At 69.3% G+C, this 22,246-nt stretch carries 22 protein-coding genes and 1 pseudogene; 20 read left to right on the top strand and 3 right to left on the bottom strand.

All coding sequences use genetic code 11. The features are described 5' to 3' along the window. Positions 1-99: 99 nt before the first annotated feature. Positions 100-774, bottom strand: a complete 675-nt coding sequence (locus tag ACAG20_RS04795; RefSeq protein WP_370491718.1) for a GntR family transcriptional regulator — start codon at positions 772-774, stop codon at positions 100-102. Positions 775-824: 50 nt separating this feature from the next. Between ACAG20_RS04795 and ACAG20_RS04790 the strand changes: the two genes are divergently transcribed. From ACAG20_RS04790 to aroQ, 14 genes and pseudogenes are all read left to right on the top strand, one after another. After that, positions 825-2,174: an LLM class flavin-dependent oxidoreductase gene (locus tag ACAG20_RS04790; protein ID WP_370491717.1), complete on the top strand. Its 1,350-nt coding sequence runs from the start codon at positions 825-827 to the stop codon at positions 2,172-2,174. Further along, on the top strand, positions 2,174-3,358 hold the full coding sequence (locus ACAG20_RS04785; protein ID WP_370491750.1) for a CaiB/BaiF CoA transferase family protein: 1,185 nt from the start codon (positions 2,174-2,176) through the stop codon (positions 3,356-3,358). The genes ACAG20_RS04790 and ACAG20_RS04785 overlap by 1 nt, the downstream gene beginning before the upstream one ends. Positions 3,359-3,377: 19 nt before the next feature. Continuing rightward, positions 3,378-4,286, top strand: a complete 909-nt coding sequence (locus ACAG20_RS04780) for a CoA ester lyase (RefSeq protein WP_370491749.1) — start codon at positions 3,378-3,380, stop codon at positions 4,284-4,286. A gap of 134 nt (positions 4,287-4,420) precedes the next feature. Next, positions 4,421-4,813, top strand: coding sequence for a secondary thiamine-phosphate synthase enzyme YjbQ (locus ACAG20_RS04775; protein WP_370491748.1), 393 nt, complete (start codon positions 4,421-4,423; stop codon positions 4,811-4,813). Between the two features lie 93 nt (positions 4,814-4,906). Continuing rightward, positions 4,907-7,612, top strand: coding sequence for an alanine--tRNA ligase (gene alaS / locus ACAG20_RS04770; RefSeq protein WP_370491716.1), 2,706 nt, complete (start codon positions 4,907-4,909; stop codon positions 7,610-7,612). Further along, positions 7,609-8,136, top strand: coding sequence for a Holliday junction resolvase RuvX (gene ruvX / locus ACAG20_RS04765; protein ID WP_370491715.1), 528 nt, complete (start codon positions 7,609-7,611; stop codon positions 8,134-8,136). Before alaS ends, ruvX begins: the two co-directional genes overlap by 4 nt. After that, the gene (gene mltG, locus ACAG20_RS04760) at positions 8,129-9,382 is read left to right on the top strand and encodes an endolytic transglycosylase MltG (RefSeq protein WP_370491714.1); all 1,254 of its coding nucleotides are present in this window, start codon (positions 8,129-8,131) and stop codon (positions 9,380-9,382) included. The genes ruvX and mltG overlap by 8 nt, the downstream gene beginning before the upstream one ends. Beyond that, positions 9,360-10,196, top strand: coding sequence for a shikimate dehydrogenase (locus ACAG20_RS04755; RefSeq protein ID WP_370491713.1), 837 nt, complete (start codon positions 9,360-9,362; stop codon positions 10,194-10,196). Before mltG ends, ACAG20_RS04755 begins: the two co-directional genes overlap by 23 nt. A gap of 10 nt (positions 10,197-10,206) precedes the next feature. Beyond that, positions 10,207-10,635 carry a prepilin peptidase gene (locus tag ACAG20_RS04750; protein WP_370491712.1) on the top strand — a complete coding sequence of 143 codons (429 nt, stop codon included), beginning with the start codon at positions 10,207-10,209 and terminating at the stop codon, positions 10,633-10,635. Positions 10,636-10,824: 189 nt separating this feature from the next. Next, positions 10,825-11,229 carry a hypothetical protein gene (locus ACAG20_RS04745; protein WP_370491711.1) on the top strand — a complete coding sequence of 135 codons (405 nt, stop codon included), beginning with the start codon at positions 10,825-10,827 and terminating at the stop codon, positions 11,227-11,229. A 121-nt stretch (positions 11,230-11,350) separates the two neighbouring features. Next, entirely contained in the window at positions 11,351-12,568 is a 1,218-nt protein-coding gene (gene aroC, locus ACAG20_RS04740) for a chorismate synthase (RefSeq protein WP_112689156.1), read from the top strand. Between the two features lie 2 nt (positions 12,569-12,570). Beyond that, positions 12,571-13,098: pseudogene (locus tag ACAG20_RS04735) on the top strand (shikimate kinase); the annotation flags it as partial. An 89-nt stretch (positions 13,099-13,187) separates the two neighbouring features. Then, positions 13,188-14,294, top strand: a complete 1,107-nt coding sequence (gene aroB / locus ACAG20_RS04730) for a 3-dehydroquinate synthase (protein WP_370491710.1) — start codon at positions 13,188-13,190, stop codon at positions 14,292-14,294. After that, positions 14,291-14,725: a type II 3-dehydroquinate dehydratase gene (aroQ, locus tag ACAG20_RS04725; protein WP_370491709.1), complete on the top strand. Its 435-nt coding sequence runs from the start codon at positions 14,291-14,293 to the stop codon at positions 14,723-14,725. The genes aroB and aroQ overlap by 4 nt, the downstream gene beginning before the upstream one ends. On the opposite strand, the gene ACAG20_RS04720 is transcribed toward aroQ, so the two are convergent. After that, positions 14,701-15,447, bottom strand: a complete 747-nt coding sequence (locus ACAG20_RS04720; RefSeq protein WP_370491708.1) for a B-4DMT family transporter — start codon at positions 15,445-15,447, stop codon at positions 14,701-14,703. The genes aroQ and ACAG20_RS04720 overlap by 25 nt on opposite strands. A gap of 33 nt (positions 15,448-15,480) precedes the next feature. Here ACAG20_RS04720 and ACAG20_RS04715 point away from each other — a divergent pair, with 33 nt between their 5' ends. From ACAG20_RS04715 to nusB, 3 genes are read left to right on the top strand one after another with little or no spacing between them, the layout of a single operon-like run. Beyond that, positions 15,481-16,605 (top strand): M24 family metallopeptidase, encoded by a 1,125-nt coding sequence (locus ACAG20_RS04715; protein WP_370491707.1) that lies wholly within the window; start codon positions 15,481-15,483, stop codon positions 16,603-16,605. 14 nt (positions 16,606-16,619) lie between these two features. Beyond that, a complete protein-coding gene (gene efp, locus ACAG20_RS04710) occupies positions 16,620-17,183 on the top strand; it encodes an elongation factor P (RefSeq protein ID WP_370491706.1) in 564 nt (187 codons plus the stop codon). 2 nt (positions 17,184-17,185) lie between these two features. Further along, on the top strand, positions 17,186-17,731 hold the full coding sequence (nusB, locus tag ACAG20_RS04705; protein ID WP_370491705.1) for a transcription antitermination factor NusB: 546 nt from the start codon (positions 17,186-17,188) through the stop codon (positions 17,729-17,731). A gap of 6 nt (positions 17,732-17,737) precedes the next feature. Here nusB and ACAG20_RS04700 read toward each other — a convergent pair whose 3' ends face one another. Further along, positions 17,738-18,013 carry a hypothetical protein gene (locus tag ACAG20_RS04700; RefSeq protein ID WP_370491704.1) on the bottom strand — a complete coding sequence of 92 codons (276 nt, stop codon included), beginning with the start codon at positions 18,011-18,013 and terminating at the stop codon, positions 17,738-17,740. A gap of 138 nt (positions 18,014-18,151) precedes the next feature. Between ACAG20_RS04700 and ACAG20_RS04695 the strand changes: the two genes are divergently transcribed. The 3 genes from ACAG20_RS04695 (at position 18,152) to ACAG20_RS04685 (ending at position 22,238) form a co-directional block, all read left to right on the top strand. Then, entirely contained in the window at positions 18,152-20,902 is a 2,751-nt protein-coding gene (locus tag ACAG20_RS04695; protein ID WP_370491703.1) for an aminotransferase class I/II-fold pyridoxal phosphate-dependent enzyme, read from the top strand. Positions 20,903-21,273: 371 nt separating this feature from the next. After that, positions 21,274-22,014 carry a GntR family transcriptional regulator gene (locus ACAG20_RS04690; protein WP_370491702.1) on the top strand — a complete coding sequence of 247 codons (741 nt, stop codon included), beginning with the start codon at positions 21,274-21,276 and terminating at the stop codon, positions 22,012-22,014. Further along, positions 22,011-22,238 carry a ferredoxin family protein gene (locus ACAG20_RS04685; protein ID WP_013829255.1) on the top strand — a complete coding sequence of 76 codons (228 nt, stop codon included), beginning with the start codon at positions 22,011-22,013 and terminating at the stop codon, positions 22,236-22,238. Before ACAG20_RS04690 ends, ACAG20_RS04685 begins: the two co-directional genes overlap by 4 nt. Positions 22,239-22,246 lie beyond the last annotated feature (8 nt).

Here is a 22,246-nt window from a genome sequence, read left to right as displayed (position 1 = left end):
ATTTCCCGACGCGACACACCAAGCGTCGGGAAAGTCCGAGTCGGTGCGGCTCCGGACGGGTGCCTGCCCGCCACGATGGTGGCCCGAAAACGCGCGGTGTCAGCCGGCGGCGGTCTGGCCGAGCCAGTCGGCCAGCGAGCGCCCGGCGTCAAGGACGTGCCGCTCAGCGATGGCACGAGCCGCCTCGGCGTCGCGCTCGGCCAGTGCGGCGACCAGCTTTTGGTGATCCTCGAGTGAATGGTGTTCGTGCTCGGGAAACACCGTGAGGAAGTTCGTCGGCACCACCCGCGCGGCATGGCGGATCTGGATCAGCAGTTGCGGCGAGTGGGCGGCCCGATGAATTTCCTGGTGGAACTGCCAGTTCGCGTCACCGATGCGATCCGAGCCGCGCAGCGCTTCGACGTCGGCGGCCAGCGTCCGCAGGTGCGCGACGTCGTCGGGGGTGAGGCGCTCGGCGGCCCATGCCGCTGCCTGGCCGGTCAGCACGCCCAGGATGGTGAAGCTGTCCAGCACGTCCTCGGGGCGGATCCCGATCACCGTGACGCCGCTGCGGGGAGCGACCTGCACCAGCCCCTCGTAGGACAGCTCCAGCAGCGCCTCGCGAACCGGGGTGCGGCTGGTGGCGAACTCCGCGGTGATGGCGTCGAGGTCAAGCCGGGTGCCGGGGGCCAGCTCGCCGGTGAGGATCCGGTTGCGCAGCTCACGGGCGGCGCGCTCGCGCACGGTGCCGCCGATGTCGACGTTGTTGGCCGTCACGGCAGGAATGGTACACATCACAAAATCTAAACGTTGATATCTGATATATCAGATGGTAGATATCAACCATGACCTCTCGAACGGACCAGATGGCGCTCGTCGCCTTCATGCAAGCCGGCAACGCCTCGGTCTACGCCGGGTCGTGGCGCCACCCCGCCACCGAACACGGCTACCTCGACGCCTCCTACTACGCCAAGATCGGCCGGCAGCTCGAAGAGGGCTGCTTCGATCTGATGTTCTTCGACGACCGACTGGCCATGCCGGCCATCTACGGCGGAGCGGTCGCCGAGGCGGTGCGCTACGGGGCGCGGCCGGTGAAGCTGGACCTCTCGACGGTGCTCGGGGTGCTGGCTCAGGCCACCACGCGGATCGGGTTGGGTGCGACGTATTCCACCACCTACTACGCGCCGTTTCACGTGGCGCGCACTTTCGCCACCCTCGATCACCTATCCCGTGGGCGCGCGGCGTGGAACGTGGTCACCTCGGTCAACGACGGTGAAGCCCAGAACTACGGGCTGACAAGCCATCTCAGCCATGACGAGCGCTACGACCGCGCCGACGAGTTCCTCGACGTGGTGGCGGGATTGTGGGACACCTGGGAGGACGACGCGATCGTGGCCGACCGTGCCCGCGGCTTCTACGCCGACCCGGACAAGGTGCACGAGTTGCGGCACGAGGGCGAGTATTTCTCGGTACGCGGTCCGCTGACGGTGCCGCGCACCCCGCAGGGCCGGCCCGTCATCATCCAGGCCGGCTCGTCCGGAAGGGGCCGCGAATTCGCCTCCCGGTGGGCGGATCTGATCTTCACCGGGGATCCGGGACTCGAGGTGGCCCGCAGTCATTACGCCGATCAGAAGCAGCGCATCGCCGACGCCGGGCGTGACCCCGCCTCGGTGAAGCTGTGCCCGATGGCCTACGCCGTGGTGGGCGAGTCCGAGGACCATGCCAAGCACCGCGAGCAGGTCTTCCTCAACGACTTGGTCGACCCGATGGCCTCGCTGACACTGCTCTCCGAGCTGATGAACTACGACTTCGCCCAGCACCACCTGGACGATCCGATCACCGACGACCTGATCGCCTCGGTCTCGGGCATCCGAGGGCTGGTGCAGAACCTGCGCGCCCACATCGGCGACGACATCACGCTGCGTGATCTGGCCGGGCACCGCGCCACCCTGCTGCAGGGCCCGCGCTTCGTCGGCACCGGAACCCAGGTCGCCGACCAGATGGCGGAGTGGTTCCACGGCGGCGCCTGTGACGGATTCGTGCTGGCGGCAACACATTCGCCGGGAGCCTATGAGGACGTGGTCCGCATGGTGGTCCCGGAGTTGCAGCGGCGCGGGCTGTTTCGCACCGAGTACCGGGGCGCCACGCTGCGCGAGCACCTGGGTCTGGCCCGCCCGGGTCTGACCGCGGCATGATGCTGCACGGGATCCGGGTGCTCGACCTGGCCACACTGGCCGCGGCGCCGCTGGTGGCGACCTATCTCGGCGAATTCGGCGCCGACGTGATCAAGGTCGAACAACCCGGGTCCGGCGACCCGATCCGCGGCTGGGGCCACCAGCGCGACGGCGTCGGGCTGATGTGGAAGTCGGTGTCGCGCAACAAGCGATCGGTCACCGCCAACCTGCGGGTGCCCGAGGGCCAGGAGTTGGTCCGCAAGCTGGTGGCGCATGCCGACGTGGTGATCGTCAACACCCGGCCGGCCACGCTGCGCGGGTGGGGGCTGGACTACGACGCGCTGCGTGCGGTCAACGACCGCATCGTGATGCTGCACATCACCGGCTACGGCCTGTCCGGCCCGAAGAGCGAACGGCCCGGCTTCGGCACGCTCGGGGAGGCGATGAGCGGCTTCGCCAACATCACCGGCGAGGCCGGCGGGCCGCCCACGCTGCCGCCGTTCATGCTCGCCGACGGGGTGGCGTCGCTCAATGCCGCCTACGCGGTGATGATGGCGCTGTATCACCGTGACGTGCACGGCGGACCGGGCCAGCTGATCGACGTCAACCTCATCGACCCGCTGGCCCGGCTGCTGGAGCAGACTCTGCTCGGCTACGACCAGCTGGGGCTGGTGCCCACGAGGGCCGGCAACCGCTGGGACATCTCCGCACCCCGCAACACCTACCGCACCAAGGACGGTCGCTGGCTGGCGATGTCGGGCAGTTCACCGGCGTTGGCGCTGCGGGTGTTCCGGGCGATCGGGCGCGCCGACCTGGTCGATGACGCCGACTTCGCCGATCCGCAGCGCCGGCTGGCCCGGGCCGGCGAGGTCGACCGGGTGGTCGCCGGCTGGGTGGCGACCAAGACCCTGGCCGAGGCCATGGCCGTCTTCGATGCCGAACAGGTTGCGGCCGCCGCGGTCTACGACATCACCGACCTGGTCGCCGACGAGCAGCTGGCCCACCGCGCGGTGTTCGTCAAGGTGGGCGACGACGAACTCGGCGCCATGACCGTCCAGGCCCCGGTGCCGCGGTTCTCCGACGCCGAAGGTCGCGTCGAGCACCTCGGGCCGCGACTGGGCGAGCACAACGCCGAGGTGTACCGCGACCTGCTGAAGCTGACCCCGTCCGATATCGACGATCTGCACGCCCGCGGCGTGCTGTAGTTCCCAATCGCAAGGAGACATACTCATGCTGTTGCGTCGTTCCGAACTGGCCGTCCCGGCCGCCAACGACAACATGTTCGCCAAGGCTGCGGCCTCGGACGCCGACCTGGTTTTCCTGGACCTGGAGGATGCCACCGCGCCGGCCCACAAGGTAGCCGCCCGGGCCAAGGTGATCACCGCCCTCAACGAACTGGACTGGGGGCGCACCGCGCGCGCCATCCGGATCAACGGGCTGGACACGCAGTGGTGTCACGACGACATCATCGAGGTCGTCACCGCCGCCGGACGCAACCTCGACACCATCGTCGTGCCCAAGGCCTGCACCGCCCGCGACGTGTGGTGGGTGGATCTGCTGCTCACCCAGTTGGAGACCAAGCTCGGCCTCGAGCGCACGATCCGCCTCGAAGTGCTCATCGAAGAGGTCGAGGGGCTGGCCAACGCCGAGGAGATCGCCACGGCCAGCCCGCGGATCGACGCGCTGATCTTCGGCGTCGGCGACTTCGCGCTGTCGCAGGGCGCCCGGGTGGACACCAACTTCGTCCCGCTGGGCGACTACCCCGGCGATTTCTGGCACTACGCCCGCAACAAGGTGCTGGTCGCCGCCCGCATCGCCGGCATCGAGGCGATCGACTCGCCCTATCCTGACTACGCCGACCTGGCCGGTTACGAAACCGAGGCCCGCCGGTCCTCGCTCTACGGCTACACCGGCAAGTGGGCGATCCACCCCGATCAGATTCCGGTGGCCAACGCCGTCTTCGCGCCGACCGCCGACGAGATCGCGCTGGCCGAACGCAACATGGCCGCCTACCGCGAGGCCGAGGCCAGGGGACTGGGCGCGGTCGGGGTCGAGGGAGTGCTGGTCGACGCCGCGCACGTGAAGATGGCGCGCAACACCCTGGCCCGGGTGGCGTTGATCAACGGCGGCTGAGCTCCTCGCGAGCAGTCCCCCGCAAGCGGGAGGTGCCCCCAGCGAAAGCCCCCTTTTGACGCCCAAATAAGGTGCTTTCGCGTCTGCTCGCGGGGGGGAACGCGCCCCGTAACCTGGAGGCCATGAACACCGAAGTGCTCGATGTCGACACCTCCCGGCGCCGCACCGTGGACCTCACCGACCAGGTGCGGTCGTTCTGCGCCGGGCACGGTGACGGGTTGTGCAACGTGTTCGTGCCGCACGCGACGGCCGGGGTGGCGATCATCGAGACCGGGGCCGGCTCCGACGCCGACCTCGTCGACACCCTGGAGCGGCTGCTGCCGCGCGATGACCGCTACCGGCACGCCCACGGGTCGCCGGGGCACGGCGCCGACCACGTCATGCCGGCCATCGTCGCGCCCTCGATCACGGTGCCGGTGGCCGGCGGCGAGCCACTACTCGGGATCTGGCAGTCGGTGGTGCTGGTCGACCTCAACCGGGACAACCCGCGACGGTCGGTGCGGCTGAGTTTCCTCAACAGCGCCTGAACCCGCACCCTCTTGGCGTCGAGACGGTGACCGGCAGACCGGTACTGTAGGGCCGTCCAATAGGTGCGACAACGGCGGGAAAGCGACTTTAGAGTGCAGACACACGAGATCAGGAAACGCTTCCTCGATCACTTCGTGAAGGCGGGCCACACCGAGGTGCCCAGCGCGTCGGTCATCCTCGATGACCCCAACCTGCTGTTCATCAACGCCGGCATGGTGCAGTTCGTGCCCTACTTCCTGGGGCAGCAGACCCCGCCCTATGCCACCGCCACCAGCATCCAGAAATGCATCCGCACCCCGGACATCGACGAGGTCGGCATCACCACCCGGCACAACACCTTCTTTCAGATGGCCGGCAACTTCTCGTTCGGTGACTACTTCAAGCGCGGCGCGATCGAGCTGGCCTGGACGCTGCTGACCAACAGTGTCGAGCAGGGCGGCTACGGCCTGGACCCGGAACGGATCTGGGCCACGGTCTACTTCGACGACGACGAGGCCATGGAACTGTGGCAGGAGATCGCCGGGCTGCCGGCCGAACGGATTCAACGTCGCGGGATGGCCGACAACTACTGGTCGATGGGCATCCCCGGTCCCTGCGGTCCGTCATCGGAGATCTACTTCGATCGCGGCCCCGAGTTCGGTGTCGGCGGCGGGCCCATCGCCAACGAGGACCGCTACATCGAGATCTGGAACCTGGTGTTCATGCAGAACGAGCGCGGCGAGGGCACCGGCAAGGAGGACTTCGAAATCCTGGGGCCGTTGCCGCGCAAGAACATCGACACCGGGATGGGCATCGAGCGGGTCGCATTTCTGCTGCAGGGTGTGCACAACGTCTATGAGACCGACCTGTTGCGGCCGGTCATCGATGTGGTCGCCGAGCGCGCCCCGCGCCCATACGGAAACCCCGACGCACCCGAAGATGACGTGCGCTACCGGGTCATCGCCGACCACTCCCGCACCGCGGCGATCCTGATCGGCGACGGGGTGAGCCCGGGCAACGACGGCCGCGGCTATGTGCTGCGCCGGCTGTTGCGCCGGGTGATCCGCTCGGCCAAGCTGCTGGGCATCGAAGGCCCCATCGTGGGCGAGTTGATGGCGACCGTTCGCGACGCGATGGGACCGTCCTATCCCGAACTGGTCACCGACTTCGACCGGATCAGCCGCATCGCCGTCGCCGAGGAGACCGCCTTCAACCGCACCCTCGCATCAGGGTCACGGTTGTTCGACGACGCCGCCCGGGCCACCAAGTCCTCCGGAAGCGCCGTGTTGTCGGGCACCGACGCCTTCACTCTGCACGACACCTACGGTTTCCCGATCGAGCTGACCCTGGAGATGGCGGCCGAGGCCGGCCTGACCGTTGATGAGATCGGTTTCCGGGAGCTGATGGCCCAGCAGCGGGCCCGCGCCAAGGCCGACGCTGCGGCCCGCAAGCACGCCCACGCCGACCTGAGTGCCTACCGCGAACTGGTCGACGCCGGACCGACCGAGTTCACCGGCTTCGAGGAGTTGAGCTCGGAGGCAAGGATTCTCGGGATCTTCGTAGACGGCAAGCGGGTGCCCGTGGTGGCGCGAGCGGGCCGCGGCGAAGTGCCGGACCGGGTCGAGTTGGTGCTGGACCGCACGCCGCTGTACGCCGAGTCCGGCGGGCAGATCGCCGACGTCGGCACGATCAGCGGCGGGGCGGCCAAAGCCGCCGTCACCGATGTGCAGAAGATCGCCCAAACACTGTTCGTGCACCGGGTCAACGTGGAGTCCGGCGAATTCGTGGAGGGTGACACCGTCACCGCCGCCGTGGATCCGGCCTGGCGCAAGGGCGCCACCCAGGGCCACTCCGGCACCCACATGGTGCACGCCGCGTTGCGGCAAGTGTTGGGCCCCAACGCCGTTCAGGCCGGTTCGCTGAACCGGCCGGGATATCTGCGATTCGACTTCAACTGGCAGGGCCCACTGAGCGAGGAGCAGCGCCGGGAAGTGGAAGAGGTGACCAACGAGGCGGTGCAGGCCGACTTCGAGGTGCACACCTTCAACGAAGACCTCGAGAAGGCCAAGGCGATGGGCGCCATGGCGATGTTCGGCGAGAAATACCCCGATCGGGTGCGGGTCGTCGAGATCGGCGGGCCGTTCTCGCTGGAGTTGTGCGGCGGCACCCACGTCCACAACTCGGCGCAGATCGGCCCGGTGACCCTGCTCGGCGAATCGTCGGTCGGATCCGGGGTGCGTCGGGTCGAGGCCTACGTCGGGCTGGATTCGTTCCGCCACCTGGCCAAGGAGCGGGCGCTGATGGCCGGCCTGGCGTCTTCGCTCAAGGTGCCGTCCGAAGAGGTGCCCGCCCGGGTAGCAAATCTGGTGGAGCGACTGCGGGCCGCCGAGAAGGAACTCGAGCGCGCCCGGCTGGCCGGTGCCCGCGCCGCTGCCTCGAATGCCGCTAGCGGTGCCGAGCGAATCGGTAACGTGCGCCTGGTGGCGCAGCGAATGTCCGGTGGTATCGGAGGTGGCGATCTGCGTTCGATGGCCGGCGACATCCGCGGCAAACTCGGCGAGGAGCCCGCGGTGGTGGTGTTGATCGCCGACCCGGCCCCGGATTCGCCGGGCAGCGTGCCCTATGTGGTCGCCACCAACAGCGCCGCACAGGAACTCGGGCTGCGTGCCGATGATCTGGCCAAAGACCTGGCGGCCGCGGTGGCCGGCCGGGGCGGCGGCAAAGCCGACCTGGCGCAGGGCTCCGGCAAGGACCCTGCCGGCATCGACGCCGCCCTGGCGGCGGTCCGCTCGGCGGTCGCCCGGAGCGCGCCGGCGTGACCTTCCCTCCCCATCGCACCCCGGACCGGCCCGGCGGGCCGGATGATCCCGGCCGCGGACGACGGCTCGGGGTGGATGTGGGCAGCGTGCGCATCGGGGTGTCGTGCAGCGACCCCGACGGCCTGCTGGCGACCCCGGTGGAGACCGTCCGCCGGCATGGCTCCGGGTCGCACCTGCGTCGGCTGGCCGCCCTGGTCGACGAATTCGACGTGGTCGAAGTCGTCGTCGGATTGCCCCGCACCCTGGCCGACCGGACGGGAACGGCCGCCGCGGACGCCATCGCAGTGGCCGATGACCTGGCCCGGGTGCTGGCCAAGCGGGATCGGCGGGTCCCGGTGCGGCTGGCCGACGAACGCCTGAGCACCGTCAGCGCGGCTCGGGCCCTGCAGGCGGCCGGTGTACGGTCCAAGCGTCAGCGCTCGGTGATCGATCAGGCCGCAGCGGTGACCATCCTGCAGAGCTGGCTCGACCAGCGCCGGGCATCGGGCATGGTGACCCCGGCGACGGAGGACAACGGTGTCTGACGACTATTCCGCCGCCAAGGCCAAACCGGTGGCGGTCGGACCGCCGCGCCGCCGGATGAGCCGGACCGAGCGCGCCCGCGACCAGCGGCGGCGACGGCGGCGTAACCGGCGCCGGCGGGTGATCGGCGCCGCGGGCGTCGCGCTGGTCACCATGATGCTCATCGCCGGGGTGTTCCTCGGCTCGAAGCTATGGCACTCACGCGGCCCCGTGGTCGACTACACCGGCGAGGGCGGCCAGCAGGTGCTGATCGAGGTGCACGAAGGCGACTTCACCACCGCTATCGCCGAAACCATGCTGGGCGCCGGTGTGATCGCCAATGTCAAAACGTTCCTCGACGTCGCGCAGGGCAACGCCGCCATCGCGGCGATCCAGCCCGGCTTCTACCGGTTGCGGGCCGAGATCCCGGCCGCCACCGCGGTACAGCAGCTCACCGACCCGGCCAACCGGGTGGGCAAGCTGGTGATCCCGGAGGGCCGCCAACTCGACGACACCACCGACATGAAGACCAACGTCGTGACACCGGGAGTGTTCACGCTCATCGCTCAGGCCAGCTGTCTGGATCTCAACGGCGATCGTCACTGCCTCACACCGCAGGAGTTGCGGCGGGCCGCGGCGACGGAGACGCCGGAGGCGCTGTCGGTGCCGGACTGGGCGTTCGGGCCGGTGACCAGGATGGGCCGCGACCACCGCCGTATCGAGGGGCTGATCACGGCGGGGACCTGGAACGTCGACCCGACCGCGCCGGCACCGGTCGTGCTGTCGAAGGTGATCGGCCAGAGCGCCGCGGAGTTGGCCAAGACCGGACTGCCCGGCATCGCCGAGCAGTTGGGTATGACTCCCTACGAGCTGTTGATCGTGGCCTCGCTGGTGCAGCGCGAAGCCCTGCCGCACGACTTCGCCAAGGTGGCCCGGGTCATCGACAACCGCCTCAACGAGCCCCAGCGCCTGGAGTTCGACTCGACGGTCAACTATCCGCTGGACCGCCAGGAGGTGGCCACCACCGACGCCGACCGGGCCAAGCTGACGCCGTGGAACACCTACGCCGCCGAGGGACTGCCGGCCACCCCGATCTGTTCGCCGGGAGTCGAGGCCCTGCGAGCCGCCGAGCACCCGGAACCGGGCGACTGGCTGTACTTCGTCACGATCGACAAGGACGGCACCACCTTGTTCACCCACAACTATCAGCAGCATTTGAACAACATCGAGATGGCTCTGGGCAACGGTGTCCTCGACAGCTCCCGCTGATCCGCGGCCACGCAAGGCGGCCGTGCTGGGGTCGCCGATCGCGCACTCTCGCTCGCCGCAACTGCACCTGGCGGCCTACCGTGCGTTGGGGCTGCGCGGATGGACTTATGACCGCATCGAGTGCGACGCCGAGCGGTTGCCGGCGCTGGTGTCGGGACTCGGGCCGGAATGGGTCGGCCTGTCGGTGACCATGCCGGGCAAATTCGCCGCGCTGGCCTTCGCCGACGAGCGCACACCGCGCGCCGAGCGGATCGGCTCGGCCAACACCCTGGTTCGCATCCCGACCGGCTGGCTGGCCGACAACACCGACGTCGACGGGGTCAGCGGGGCGCTGGGATCGGCCGGACCGATTTCCGGGGAGGCGATCGTGCTGGGGTCGGGCGGTACCGCCCCGGCCGCCGTGGTGGCGTTGACCGACCTCGGGGTCAGCGGTATCACGGTGGCCGCCCGCAACCCCGACAACGCCGCACGGCTGGTGGCGCTGGCGACCCAAGTCGGTGTGCCGGCGCGCTATTGCGCACTCGACGAGGCCGGGCTGGCCGAGGCCGCCGGGTCGGCATCGGTGACGGTCAGCACCCTGCCGGCCGAGGTCGCAGCCCGGTACGCGCCGGTGCTGGCCGGGGTGCCGGTGCTGCTGGACGCGATCTATGACCCGTGGCCGACACCGCTGGCGGCGGCGGTCGCCGCGGCGGGTGGAACCGTGATCAGCGGCCTGCAGATGCTGCTGCACCAGGCGTTCACCCAAGTCGAGCTCTTCACCGGCCGGCCCGCACCCCGGGCGGCGATGACTTGCGTGATCGCCGACCCGGCCTGAGCATGGCGCCGTGGCGCAGGCGGCGGCGGTTGTGGTGCTGATGTGGCTGGCGCTGCTGAGCGGCTATGACATCGCACAGCGCCGGTTGCCGAACTGGCTGACGCTGCCCGCGGCAGTCCTGGTGCCGGCGGTCGCGGCCGGGGCCGGGCGGGGACCCGCGGCGCTGGCCGGCGCGGCGGCGCTGGCGCTGGTCTATCTGGCCGTGCATCTGATCTCCCCGGCCGGGCTGGGCGCCGGTGACGTCAAACTCGCCGTCGGGCTCGGCGCACTGACCGGCTCCTTCGGCGCGGACGTATGGTTGCTGGCCGCGTTGTCCGCGCCGCTGTTGACCGGGTTGTGCGGACTGATCGCCGCGTGCGCGCGCCGGGGACCGACCGTTCCGCACGGGCCCTCGATGTGCCTGGCCAGCGCGGTGGCGGCGGGCCTGGGAATGTTCTGAGGATGCCGTAGCGGGGCGAAATGACGAGGTGGCCGACGTTGCGGGAGCCCGCGAACACAAATTAACACCGTGGTTAGCCTTGACAGGAAAGGTTTGCCCCTCAGTCCATTATTAGGTAATATCGGAGTTCTGAACTCTGCTGACCGGGGTGTGACGCTGATCTGGCCTGACCATGAGGGGGTGGTGACCGTGAAGCGAGCAGTAATCGGGGGCGTGGCGGCTGCCGCTGTCATCGTCGGTGGCACCGTGCTGGCCACCAATATGGCGTCCCCGTCCCTGCCCGACGTACAGGTTCCGGCCGTGGCGCTGTCCAGCGCCGAAGGGACCGACGCCACCGTACAGTGGCTGGACCTGTTCGCGCAGACCTCCGCTGCCAATGCCGACGCGTTCGGCGGATATCTGCTGGACCCGAGCTCGGCGGTCCCGCCCGGCGAATCTCCGCTGGTGCTGATCGACCCGGAGACCTCCGCCGAGGACTTCGACCGGATCCTCGACGGAGTGGTCGGCAACGTGGGCAGCCAACTCAATGCGGTGACCTCGCCCAGCAACGGGCCCGACGCGGTCACCTACCTGATCCTCAAGAACGGTTCCTGATCCCTTCCGGGTGACGAGCCGGGGCGATGCCCCGGCCGTTGCTTCGTTGAGCCGGCCGTGTGCCGAACCGTAGAATCCGCCAAGCCCGGGCGCCCAGCACCGGCATGGGAAGATGGGACACGTGTTGCGTTGGATAACCGCCGGGGAATCGCACGGCCGCGCGCTGGTCGCCGTGGTCGAGGGCATGGTCGCCGGAGTGACCGTCACCTCGGCTGACATCTCGACCCAGTTGGCCCGCCGCCGCCTCGGCTACGGCCGTGGCGCCCGGATGAAATTCGAGGCCGACGCCGTCACGGTGCTGTCCGGGGTACGGCACGGTGTCACCCTCGGCGGCCCGATCGCGGTCGAGATCGGCAACACCGAGTGGCCCAAGTGGGAGACGGTGATGTCCACCGATCCGGTCGACCCCGCCGTGCTGGAAAGTGAGGGTGGAGCCCGCAACGCACCGCTGACCCGCCCGCGACCCGGCCACGCCGACTACGCCGGCATGCTCAAGTACGGTTTCGACGACGCCCGGCCGGTGCTGGAGCGGGCCAGCGCGCGCGAGACGGCCGCCCGGGTGACCGCCGGAACGATCGCGCGGGCGTTCCTGGACCAGGCCCTGGGCGTGCAGGTGGTCTCCCATGTGATCTCGATCGGCGCGTCCGACCCCTACGACGGTCCGGTGCCGCGGCCCGAGGATCTGGCCGCCATCGACGCCAGCCCGGTCCGTGCCTACGACCAGCAGGCGCAGGAAGCCATGATCGCCGAGATCGAGGCGGCCAAGGCCGACGGCGACACGCTGGGGGGCGTGGTGGAAGTGGTGGTCTCCGGACTGCCGATCGGCCTGGGGTCCTTCATCAGTGGCGACGATCGCCTGGACGGCCAACTGGCCGCGGCGATCATGGGCATCCAGGCGATCAAGGGTGTCGAGATCGGCGACGGTTTCACCACCGCCCGCCGGCGCGGCAGCGCCGCCCACGACGAGATGCACCCGGGCCCTGACGGTGTGGTTCGCTCCACCAACCGTGCCGGCGGGCTGGAGGGCGGCATGACCAACGGCCAGCCGCTGCGGGTGCGTGCGGCGATGAAGCCGATCTCCACCGTTCCGCGGGCACTGGCCACCGTCGACATGGCCACCGGCGACGAAGCGGTCGCGATCCATCAGCGCTCCGACGTCTGCGCCGTCCCGGCGGCCGGAGTGGTGGCCGAGGCCATGGTGGCGCTGGTGTTGGCCCGCGCGGCGCTGGCCAAATTCGGCGGCGACTCGCTGACCGAAACCCGGCGCAACATCGAGGCATACCGGCGTTCGGTGGCCGAACGCGGGGCGGTGGGCGACCAGGCCCGGGCCTCGGGGTAGACGTGGCCCCCAGAGCGGTTCTGGTGGGATTGCCCGGCGCGGGCAAGTCCACCATCGGGCGGCGCCTGGCCAAGGCGCTCGGCGTCGAGATGCTCGACACCGACGCCGCCATCGAGGCCCGCACCGGACGCAGCATCGCCGACATCTTCGCCGCCGACGGCGAACAGGAGTTCCGCCGTATCGAGGAGGAAGTCGTGCGCGCGGCGCTGGCCGAGCACGACGGGGTGCTGTCCCTGGGCGGGGGAGCCGTCACCAGCCCCGGAGTGCGCGAAGCACTGGCCGGGCACACCGTGGTGTTCCTCGAGATCAGCGCCGCCGAGGGAATCCGGCGCACCGGCGGCAGCACGGTGCGGCCACTGCTGGCCGGGCCGGGCCGGGCCGAGAAGTTCCGCGAGCTGATGGCGCAGCGAGTGCCGCTCTACCGGCGTCTCGCGACGATCCGGGTCAACACCAACCGGCGAAATCCAGGCGCGGTGGTGCGCTATATCGTGTCCCGGCTGGAGGCGACCGCGCCGGACGGCAAGGCCACCCGGCCTGGCCGGGTGCAGCCGCCGGCGGCGCCCGCCGGTTCACCGCCCACCCCGGCCACGCTGGCCGCACGACAGACCGGAGGACGCAAGTGACCCAGATTCCCGAGCCGATCACCGTGACGGTGGCCACCGACCCGCCGTACCCGGTGGTGATCGGCAAAGGCCTGCTCGGTGATCTCGCCGATCTGCTCGCCGGCCGCAACAAGGTCGCGATCCTGCATCAGCCGACGCTGGAGCAGACCGCCGAGGGAATCCGAACGTACCTGGCCGACAGGGGGATCGAGGCGCACCGCATCGAGATCCCGGATGCCGAGGACGGCAAGTCGCTGCAGGTGCTGGGCTTCATCTGGGACGTGCTGGGACGCATCGGGCTCGACCGCAGAGACGCCCTGGTGAGTCTGGGCGGCGGCGCCGCCACCGACGTGGCGGGCTTCGCGGCGGCCAGCTGGCTGCGCGGCGTGTCGATCGTGCATGTGCCCACCACGCTGCTGGCCATGGTGGACGCCGCGGTCGGCGGCAAGACCGGCATCAACACCGAGGCCGGCAAGAACCTCGTCGGCGCGTTCCACCAGCCGGCGGCCGTCGTGGTCGACCTGGCCACCCTGGAGACGCTGCCGCAGCGCGAGATCGTCGCCGGTATGCCCGAGATCGTCAAAGCCGGTTTCATCGCCGATCCGGTGATCCTGGACCTCATCGAAGCCGACCCGAAGGCCGCGATGGACCCGGCCGGGGAAGTGCTGGGTGAGCTGATCCGGCGCGCGATCACCGTCAAGGCCGAAGTCGTCGCCGCCGACGAGCGGGAGTCGGGCCTGCGCGAGATCCTCAACTACGGCCACACCCTCGCGCACGCGATCGAGGCGCTGGAGCACTACCAGTGGCGCCACGGCGACGCGGTGTCGGTCGGCCTGGTCTTCGCCGCGGAGCTGGCCCGCGTCACCGGACGCCTCGACGACGAGACCGCCGACCGCCACCGCTCGATCCTGCAGTCGCTGGGTCTGCCGGTCAGCTACTACGAGAGCGCCCTGCCCGCACTGCTGGAATACATGATGGGGGACAAGAAGAACCGGGCCGGCGTGTTGCGGTTCGTGGTACTCGACGGCCTGGCCAAGCCGGGCCGGCTGGAGGGGCCTGACCCGATGTTGCTGGCCGCCGCCTACGACGAGGTGGGCCGGCGATTCCGATTGGAGCGACGGTGAACCGGATCAATGTCATCAACGGCCCCAACCTGGGGCGGCTGGGCCGGCGGGAGCCGGATGTCTACGGCGACACCAGCTATGAGGACCTGCAGGCGCTGATCGAGCGGGAGGCCGCCGCGCTGGGTGTGCAGGCCGTGGTGCGCCAAAGCGACAGCGAAGCCGAACTGCTGGGATGGATTCACGCCGCCGCCGACGCCGCCGAACCGGTGATCCTCAACGCCGGTGGTCTGACGCATACCTCGGTGGCGCTACGGGACGCCTGCGCCGAACTGCCCGCCCCGCTGATCGAACTGCACATCTCCAATGTGCATGCGCGCGAAGACTTTCGGCGCCATTCCTACTTGAGTCCGGTCGCCAGCGGCGTGATCGTCGGATTCGGTGTGCGCGGCTATCTGCTGGCGCTGCGCTACTTGGCCGAGTCGTCGGACTGAGCTGACAGGCCGCCCTCGTCGACCGCCGGGATCTCGGTGGTCGCGTCGGCCTGGTCTTCAACGGCCGGGAACTCCTCGGTGGTGAAACCCGCGGCGGGGCCGGCCAATGTCGCGCCCGCGTCGGCCTGGGTGGCGGCAGCGTCGGCTTGCGGTGCGGCGGTGTCGGCGTGGGGTGCGGCCTCGGTCTGCACTGCGCCGGTCTCTTCGGCGGCCACCGCGGGGGCACCGACGGTGGCGAACACGTCCGTCGGGGCAGCCTCGCCCTGGGATGCCAGGCCGTGGTGGCGTTGCGGCGCCTTCTCGTACTCCTTGTCGACGCGACGGCGTCCCAGGGTGACGGCGGCCACCGCCGCGACGAACACCAGCAGCGCGGTGAAGGCCGCGAAGCTGGTCAGCTCGTTGAACAGCGAGCTGACGTAGAGCGCCTTGTCCACCAGCCCGATGATCCATGACACCAGGCCGCTCACCAGCCCGGCGACCAGCCCGGCCCCCAGCCACGTCATGGCGAGGTCGGCGCGCCGGTCCGGGTCGGGGTTGGCGCGGGCGTCGGCGCGGCCATCGGAATAGCCCCACACCATCACGGCGATCGCGAACAAGATCATCAGGATCAGGCTGATCAGGCCGGCCTGCGCCTCGAAGGCGTTGATCAACACCCCCTGGATCATGCGGATGACGACCATCAGCGCTGCGAAGACCAACCCGCGAAGAAACCACTTGCTCATGGGGGCACAGCGTAGCGAGTACCGTCACACCGCGTGACACATTCCTCCCGTCGGCTACGTCTGAGTGCCGCGATCGATGCGGCCGGTTTGGACGCGATGCTGGTCACAGACTTGATCAACGTGCGGTACCTGTCCGGGTTCACCGGTTCGGCCGGTGCCCTGCTGGTCTACGCCGATCAGCGGCCCGCACTGCTGGCGACCGATGGCCGCTACCGCACCCAGGCCGCCCGGCAGGCCCCCGACCTGCCGGCTGCGATCGAGCGCGCCGGGGCGAGTCACCTGGTCGGGCAGGCCGCTGCGGCCGGGGTGGGCAAGCTGGGGTTTGAGGCGCACGTGGTCACGGTGGACGGCTTCGACACGCTGGCGGCGGCGCTGGGCGCCGCTGACGGCGCCGTCGCCGGTGCCGAACTGGTTCGGGCCTCGGGCGCGGTGGAGGCGCTGCGGGAGGTCAAGGACGCCGGCGAGGTGGCGCTGTTGCGGTTGGCCTGCGAGGCCGCCGACGCTGCGCTGGGCGCCCTGGTGGAACGCGGAGGACTGCGGCCGGGCCGCACCGAACGCGAGGTCGCCCGGGACCTGGAGGCGTTGCTGCTCGACCACGGTGCCGATGCCGCCTCCTTCGAGACCATCGTGGCCGCCGGCCCGAATTCGGCGATACCGCACCACCGGCCGACCGAGGCGGTGCTGGCCACCGGTGATTTCGTCAAGATCGACTTCGGCGCGCTGGTGGCCGGCTACCACTCCGACATGACCCGCACCTTTGTGCTGGGCCCACCGGCCGACTGGCAGCAGGAGATCTATCAGGTGGTCGCGGCCGCCCAGCGTGCCGGCCGGGAGGCGCTGCGACCGGGTGCGGCGCTGCGCGACGTCGACGCGGCCGCGCGAGCGGTGATCGCCGACGCGGGGTACGGCAAGACCTTCGGGCACGGCCTGGGCCACGGCGTCGGGCTGCGGATTCACGAAGCGCCGGGAATCAACGCGACGGCCGACGGTACACTGCTTGCCGGTGCTGTGGTGACCGTGGAGCCCGGCGTCTATCTGGCCGATCGTGGCGGCGTCCGCATCGAGGACACGCTCGTGGTCGGCGGTGACTCACCCGCAGCCGCGGGGACGCACCCGGAATTGCTGACTCGGTTCCCCAAGGAACTGACCATTCTCTAGGAGACGTAGGAAAAGTGGCCTCAACTGCCGACTTCAAGAACGGACTGGTGCTGGTGATCGACGGCCAGCTCTGGCAGATCGTCGAATTCCAGCACGTCAAGCCGGGCAAGGGGCCGGCCTTCGTGCGCACCAAGCTCAAGAACGTGGTGTCGGGCAAGGTCGTCGACAAGACCTACAACGCCGGGGTGAAGGTTGAGACCGCCACCGTCGACCGCCGTGACGCCACCTTCCTGTACCGCGACGGCGCCGACTTCGTTTTCATGGACAGCGCCGACTACGAGCAGCACCCGCTGCCCGAGGCGATGGTCGGCGACTCGGCGAACTACCTGCTGGAGAGCATGCCGGTGCAGATCGCCTTCCACAACGGGGTGCCGCTGTACCTGGAGATGCCGGTCAGCGTCGAGTTGGAGGTCACCCACACTGAGCCGGGCCTGCAGGGCGACCGCTCCAGTGCGGGCACCAAGCCGGCCACCGTGGAGACCGGTGCCCAGATCAATGTTCCGCTGTTCATCAACACCGGAGACAAGCTGAAGGTCGACACCCGCGACGGCAGCTACCTGGGCCGGGTCAACTCCTGACCATGCCGGATGGTGGGGAGGCAAAGTCGCCGCGACCCGCGAGGCCCGTCAGAGGACGGCATCAGGCACGCAAGCGCGCGGTGGATCTACTGTTCGAGTCCGAAGCCCGCGGGCTGACGCCGGCGCAGGGCGCCGAGCTGCGGACGGCGCTGGCCAGCCAGCAGCCCGACGTGGCAGCACTGCACCCGTACACGGTCACCGTGGCGCAGGGCGTGTCCGCGCACAGCGCTCATATCGACGACCTGATCACCTCGCACCTGCAGGGCTGGAAGTTGGAGCGGTTGCCGGCCGTCGACCGAGCGATCCTGCGGGTGGCGATCTGGGAATTGCTGCACGCCGAGGACGTCCCGGAGCCGGTCGCCGTCGACGAGGCGGTGAAACTGGCCAAGGAGCTGTCCACCGATGACTCGCCCGGCTTCGTCAACGGCGTGCTGGGGCAGGTGATGCTGGTGACACCGCAGCTGCGGGCGGCATCGCAGGCGGTCCGGGAAGCGGCTGCGCCGCCCGCGCCTGTCGCCACCGAGCCCGAGGCCGGCTCCGAGGAGTGAGCCGTCTCAGTGCCGGGGCGGGCAGCTGCCCTGCGGCCCCCGCGCGACGCACCGGACGATCTCGCCGTCGCGGTCGTGCAGGCACCACAGGAAGAAGGCATCGCCGATCTTGTTGACGCCCTCGAACGGGCGGGCCGTCGCCTCGCCGTCACCGATGACGACCGACTCGTCCTGCGCCGCGGCGACACAGCCGGCGGCCGAAAGTCGTTCGCAGGCTTGCTCGGCGGTCTGCGCACCGGCCAGCGCGGCGGTGTAGGCGTCGATGTTGGCTATATCACCCACTGTTCCGACGCTACTCACCACCGCGCCGTTCTGATATGGCCTTTGGCTGCCGGATCGTAGGGCCTTAGGCCCTTGCGGGCCGCGCACCGGAGGCGGCGAAAGCGCCCCGTACCCGCCCCGAACCGGCACACTGGCCCTATGAACTCAAGCGGCGACAGGGGAAATCGACGGTTACGGGTCTCGGCGCTGGCGGCGGTGGCGAACCCGTCGTATTCGCGGGTCGACACCTGGAACCTGCTCGACGACGCCTGTCGTCAGCTCGCCGAGGCCAACCGGAACGACCTGGACACCACGCATCACGCCGCTCGGGTGAAGCGACTGCTGGACCGGATCGGCGCCTACGAGCGGTACTGGCTGTTTCCCGGGGCGGCGAACCTGGCGGCGTTCCGCGGCTATCTGGAGGCGATGGCAACGGTGTCGCTGACCGAACAGGTGTCGCTGGTGGTGCGGCTGCTGTCGGATTACGGGGACCGGGCGGCGCTGTTCGATCTGAGCTCGCCGCTCTCGGAACAGGAACTGGTGGCCCGGGCCCGTCAGCAGCAGTTCTACACCGTGCTGCTGGCCGACGACTCGCCGCCGGACGCCCCGGAGAGCCTGGCGGAAAACCTACGTGCGCTGCGCAACCCCGACGACGAGGTGCAGATCGAGCTGCTGGTGGTGTCCAGCGTCGAGGACGCCGTTACCGCGGTCGCGCTCAACGGCGAGATCCAGGCGGCGATCGTGCGACACGACCTGCCGTTGCGGTCACGTGACCGGGTGCCGCTGATGACCACCCTGCTGGGCGCCAACGACGACGGCGGGACGGTCGGCGGCGGCCACGACGCCATCGAATGCGGGGAATGGATGCGACTGCTGCGGCCGCACATCGACCTGTATCTGCTCACCGACGAATCGATCGCCGCCGACACCGAGGACGAACCGGACGTCTACGACCGAACCTTCTACCGGCTCAACGATGCCACCGATCTGCACAGCACCGTGCTCGCCGGAATCCGGAAGCGCTACGCCACACCGTTTTTCGACGCGTTGCGGGCCTATGCCGCCGAGCCGGTCGGCCAGTTCCACGCCCTGCCGGTGGCGCGCGGCGCCAGCATCTTCAACTCCCGGTCGCTACAAGACATGGGGGAGTTCTACGGTCGCAACATCTTCATGGCCGAGACCTCCTCGACGTCCGGCGGGCTCGACTCGCTGCTGGACCCGCACGGGACCATCCGGGTCGCGATGGACAAGGCCGCGCACACCTGGAACTCCGACCACACCTACTTCGTCACCAACGGGACCTCGACGGCCAACAAGATCGTCGTGCAGGCCCTGACCCGGCCGGGCGACATCGTGCTGATCGACCGCAACTGTCACAAGTCGCACCACTACGGGCTGGTGCTGGCGGGCGCCTACCCGTTGTACCTGGACGCCTATCCACTGGCGCCGTTCGCGATCTACGGTGCGGTGTCGCTGCAGACCATCAAGCGAGCGCTACTCGACCTGGAGGCTGCCGGGCAGCTGCACCGGGTCCGGATGCTGCTGCTGACCAACTGCACGTTCGACGGCGTCGTCTACAACCCGCAGCGGGTGATGGAGGAGATCCTGGCGATCAAGCCGGACATCTGCTTCCTGTGGGACGAGGCGTGGTATGCGTTCGCGACCGCGGTGCCCTGGGCGCGGCAGCGCACCGCGATGGTCGCCGCCGAACGCCTGGAGGCGAAGCTGTCCTCACCCGGCTACGCCCGGGAGTACCAGGCCTGGCGCGACTCGATGGCGGGAGTCGAGCGCGACCAGTGGGCCGAACACCGGCTGCTGCCGGCACCTTCGACACGGGTGCGGGTCTATGCGACCCACTCCACCCACAAGTCACTGTCGGCGCTGCGGCAGGCCTCGATGATCCACGTGCGCGACCAGGACTTCAATGCGCTGGCCCGCGAATCGTTCACCGAAGCGTTTCTGACCCACACCTCCACGTCGCCCAATCAGCAGTTGCTGGCGTCGCTGGACCTGGCTCGCCGGCAGGTAGACATCGAAGGCTTCCAGATGGTGCGGCGGGTCTACGACATGGCGCTGGTGTTTCGCCACCGGGTCCGCAAAGACCGGCTGATCAGCAAGTGGTTCCGCATCCTCGACGAGGACGACCTGGTGCCCGACCGGTTCCGGGAGTCGACGGTCAGCTCCTACCGCCAGGTCCGCCAGGGTGCGCTGGCGGAATGGAACGAGGCGTGGCGGTCCGACGAGTTCGTGTTGGACCCGACCCGGGTCACGCTGTTCGTCGGCAAGACCGGCATGAACGGCTACGACTTCCGCGAGAACATCCTGATGAAACAGTTCGGGATTCAGATCAACAAGACCTCGATCAATTCCGTGCTGCTTATCTTCACCATCGGCGTCACCTGGTCGTCGGTGCACTATCTGCTCGACGCGCTGCGTCGCGTCTCGACCGAACTGGACCGGGCCTGGAAGGCGGCCAGCACCGATGACCGTGCGCTACAGCAGCGCCGGATCGTGGAGATCACCGAGGACCTGCCGCCGCTTCCGGACTTCAGCGAATTCGACGATGCGTTCCGGCCCGACGGTGCAAGCGGATTCGGTGATATGAGGGCGGCGTTCTACGGCGGCTACGAAGAGTCCGATCGCGAGCACGTCCTGCTCGGCGAGGCCGGCCGCCGGGTCGCCGACGGCAAGACGCTGGTGTCGACGACGTTCGTCGTGCCGTATCCGCCCGGCTTCCCGGTGCTGGTCCCCGGGCAGGTGGTCTCCAAGGAGATTCTGTACTTCCTGGCCGAACTGGACGTCAAGGAGATCCACGGCTACAACCCCGACCTGGGGCTGGCGGTGTTCACCCAGGACGCCCTGGCGCGCATGGCAACCGTCCGCGAGGCCAGCTTGCCGAACGTGCACTGAGGGCGATCACCGGGTCGGCGGGCCAGTCGGCGATGTCGAGCCGGTGGCAGTACAAGCCCTTGGTGCGCGGCCACACATCCGACGTCGCGAAGATCAGCCCGTCCCCAGCGGTAACCGGATCAGGTAGGGCAGTCGGGAGTCCGGATCGGGATTGGTGGCGATGAGCGACTCCACAACCGATGAGGTTAGCGGCCGGTTTCCCTCACCGCGATTGTTTCCCGGGCCGCCTGCGCCACTGCGGCGCAATGGCGTCGCGACGACCGGTTTCCGCTGGCAGCCGGACACCACCGGGTGGCGCAATGCGCCAATCCGCTGGTCAGCGCGTTTCACGGCGCTGTCGTCTGGCACCGGTGGACCCTTAGCGTGTCTGCATGGCCGAAGTCCGACTCGCAGCACAGCCGATCCGCCGCGCGGACCGGGCGCGGCAGGTCGCCGACGTGCTGCGCCACCAGATCCACGCCGGTGCCTACGACGACGGGCTGCCCGGCGAACCGGAGCTGGCCGCCGAATTCGCCAGCTCCCGCAACATCATTCGTGAGGCACTGGCCGCCCTGAAGACCGAGGGGCTGATCCACCGGGGACCGCGAACCGGCACCCATGTGGCGCAGCACAAATTGGACCACCACCTAGGCGTGCTGCTCGGCCTGCAGGAGACCTTCAATGGTCAAGAGGTGCGCAACGAAGTGCGGGTGGCGGCGACGGTGCTCGCCCCGCCGTCGATCGCCCGGCGACTATTGCTGGACGCCGGCGCGCCGCTGGTGTTCATCGAACGGCTGCGATACCTCGGTGACGTGCCGCTGAGCCTGGATCAGACCTATCTGCCGGCCGAGATCGGCGACGCCGTGCTGGCCCATCCGCTGGAGGACAGCGACCTGTTCCCGCTGATCGAGCAGATCAGCGGGCAGCGACTCGGCGATGCCACGCTGGCGCTGGAGGCCATTCCGGCGGACCCGCACTCGGCGGCCATCCTGCAGCTGGCCGACGGCGCGGCCCTGCTGATGCTGGAGCGGCTCACCAGCTTTGAGGACGGCAGACCGGTCGACCTCGAATACATCCGGATGCGCGGTGACCGGGTCACCATGCGCGGAAGCCTGACAAGGAGCAATCCATGACGCTGGTCAACAGCCGTTCCGACGTCCCGGTGACCATCGACGAGTCGCTGTGCATCACCGGGTGCACGCTGTGCGTCGACATCTGCCCGCTGGATTCGCTGGCGATCAACCCGGACAACGGCAAGGCCTTCATGCACGTCGACGAGTGCTGGTATTGCGGGCCGTGTGCGGCGCGCTGCCCGACCGGTGCCGTCACCGTCAACATGCCCTATCTGCTTCGCTGAACATAGTG

Source organism: Mycobacterium sp. pW045, assembly GCF_041287085.1.
Lineage (GTDB): Bacteria > Actinomycetota > Actinomycetes > Mycobacteriales > Mycobacteriaceae > Mycobacterium > Mycobacterium algericum_A.
This window is presented reverse-complemented; position numbering and strand designations above follow the sequence as displayed.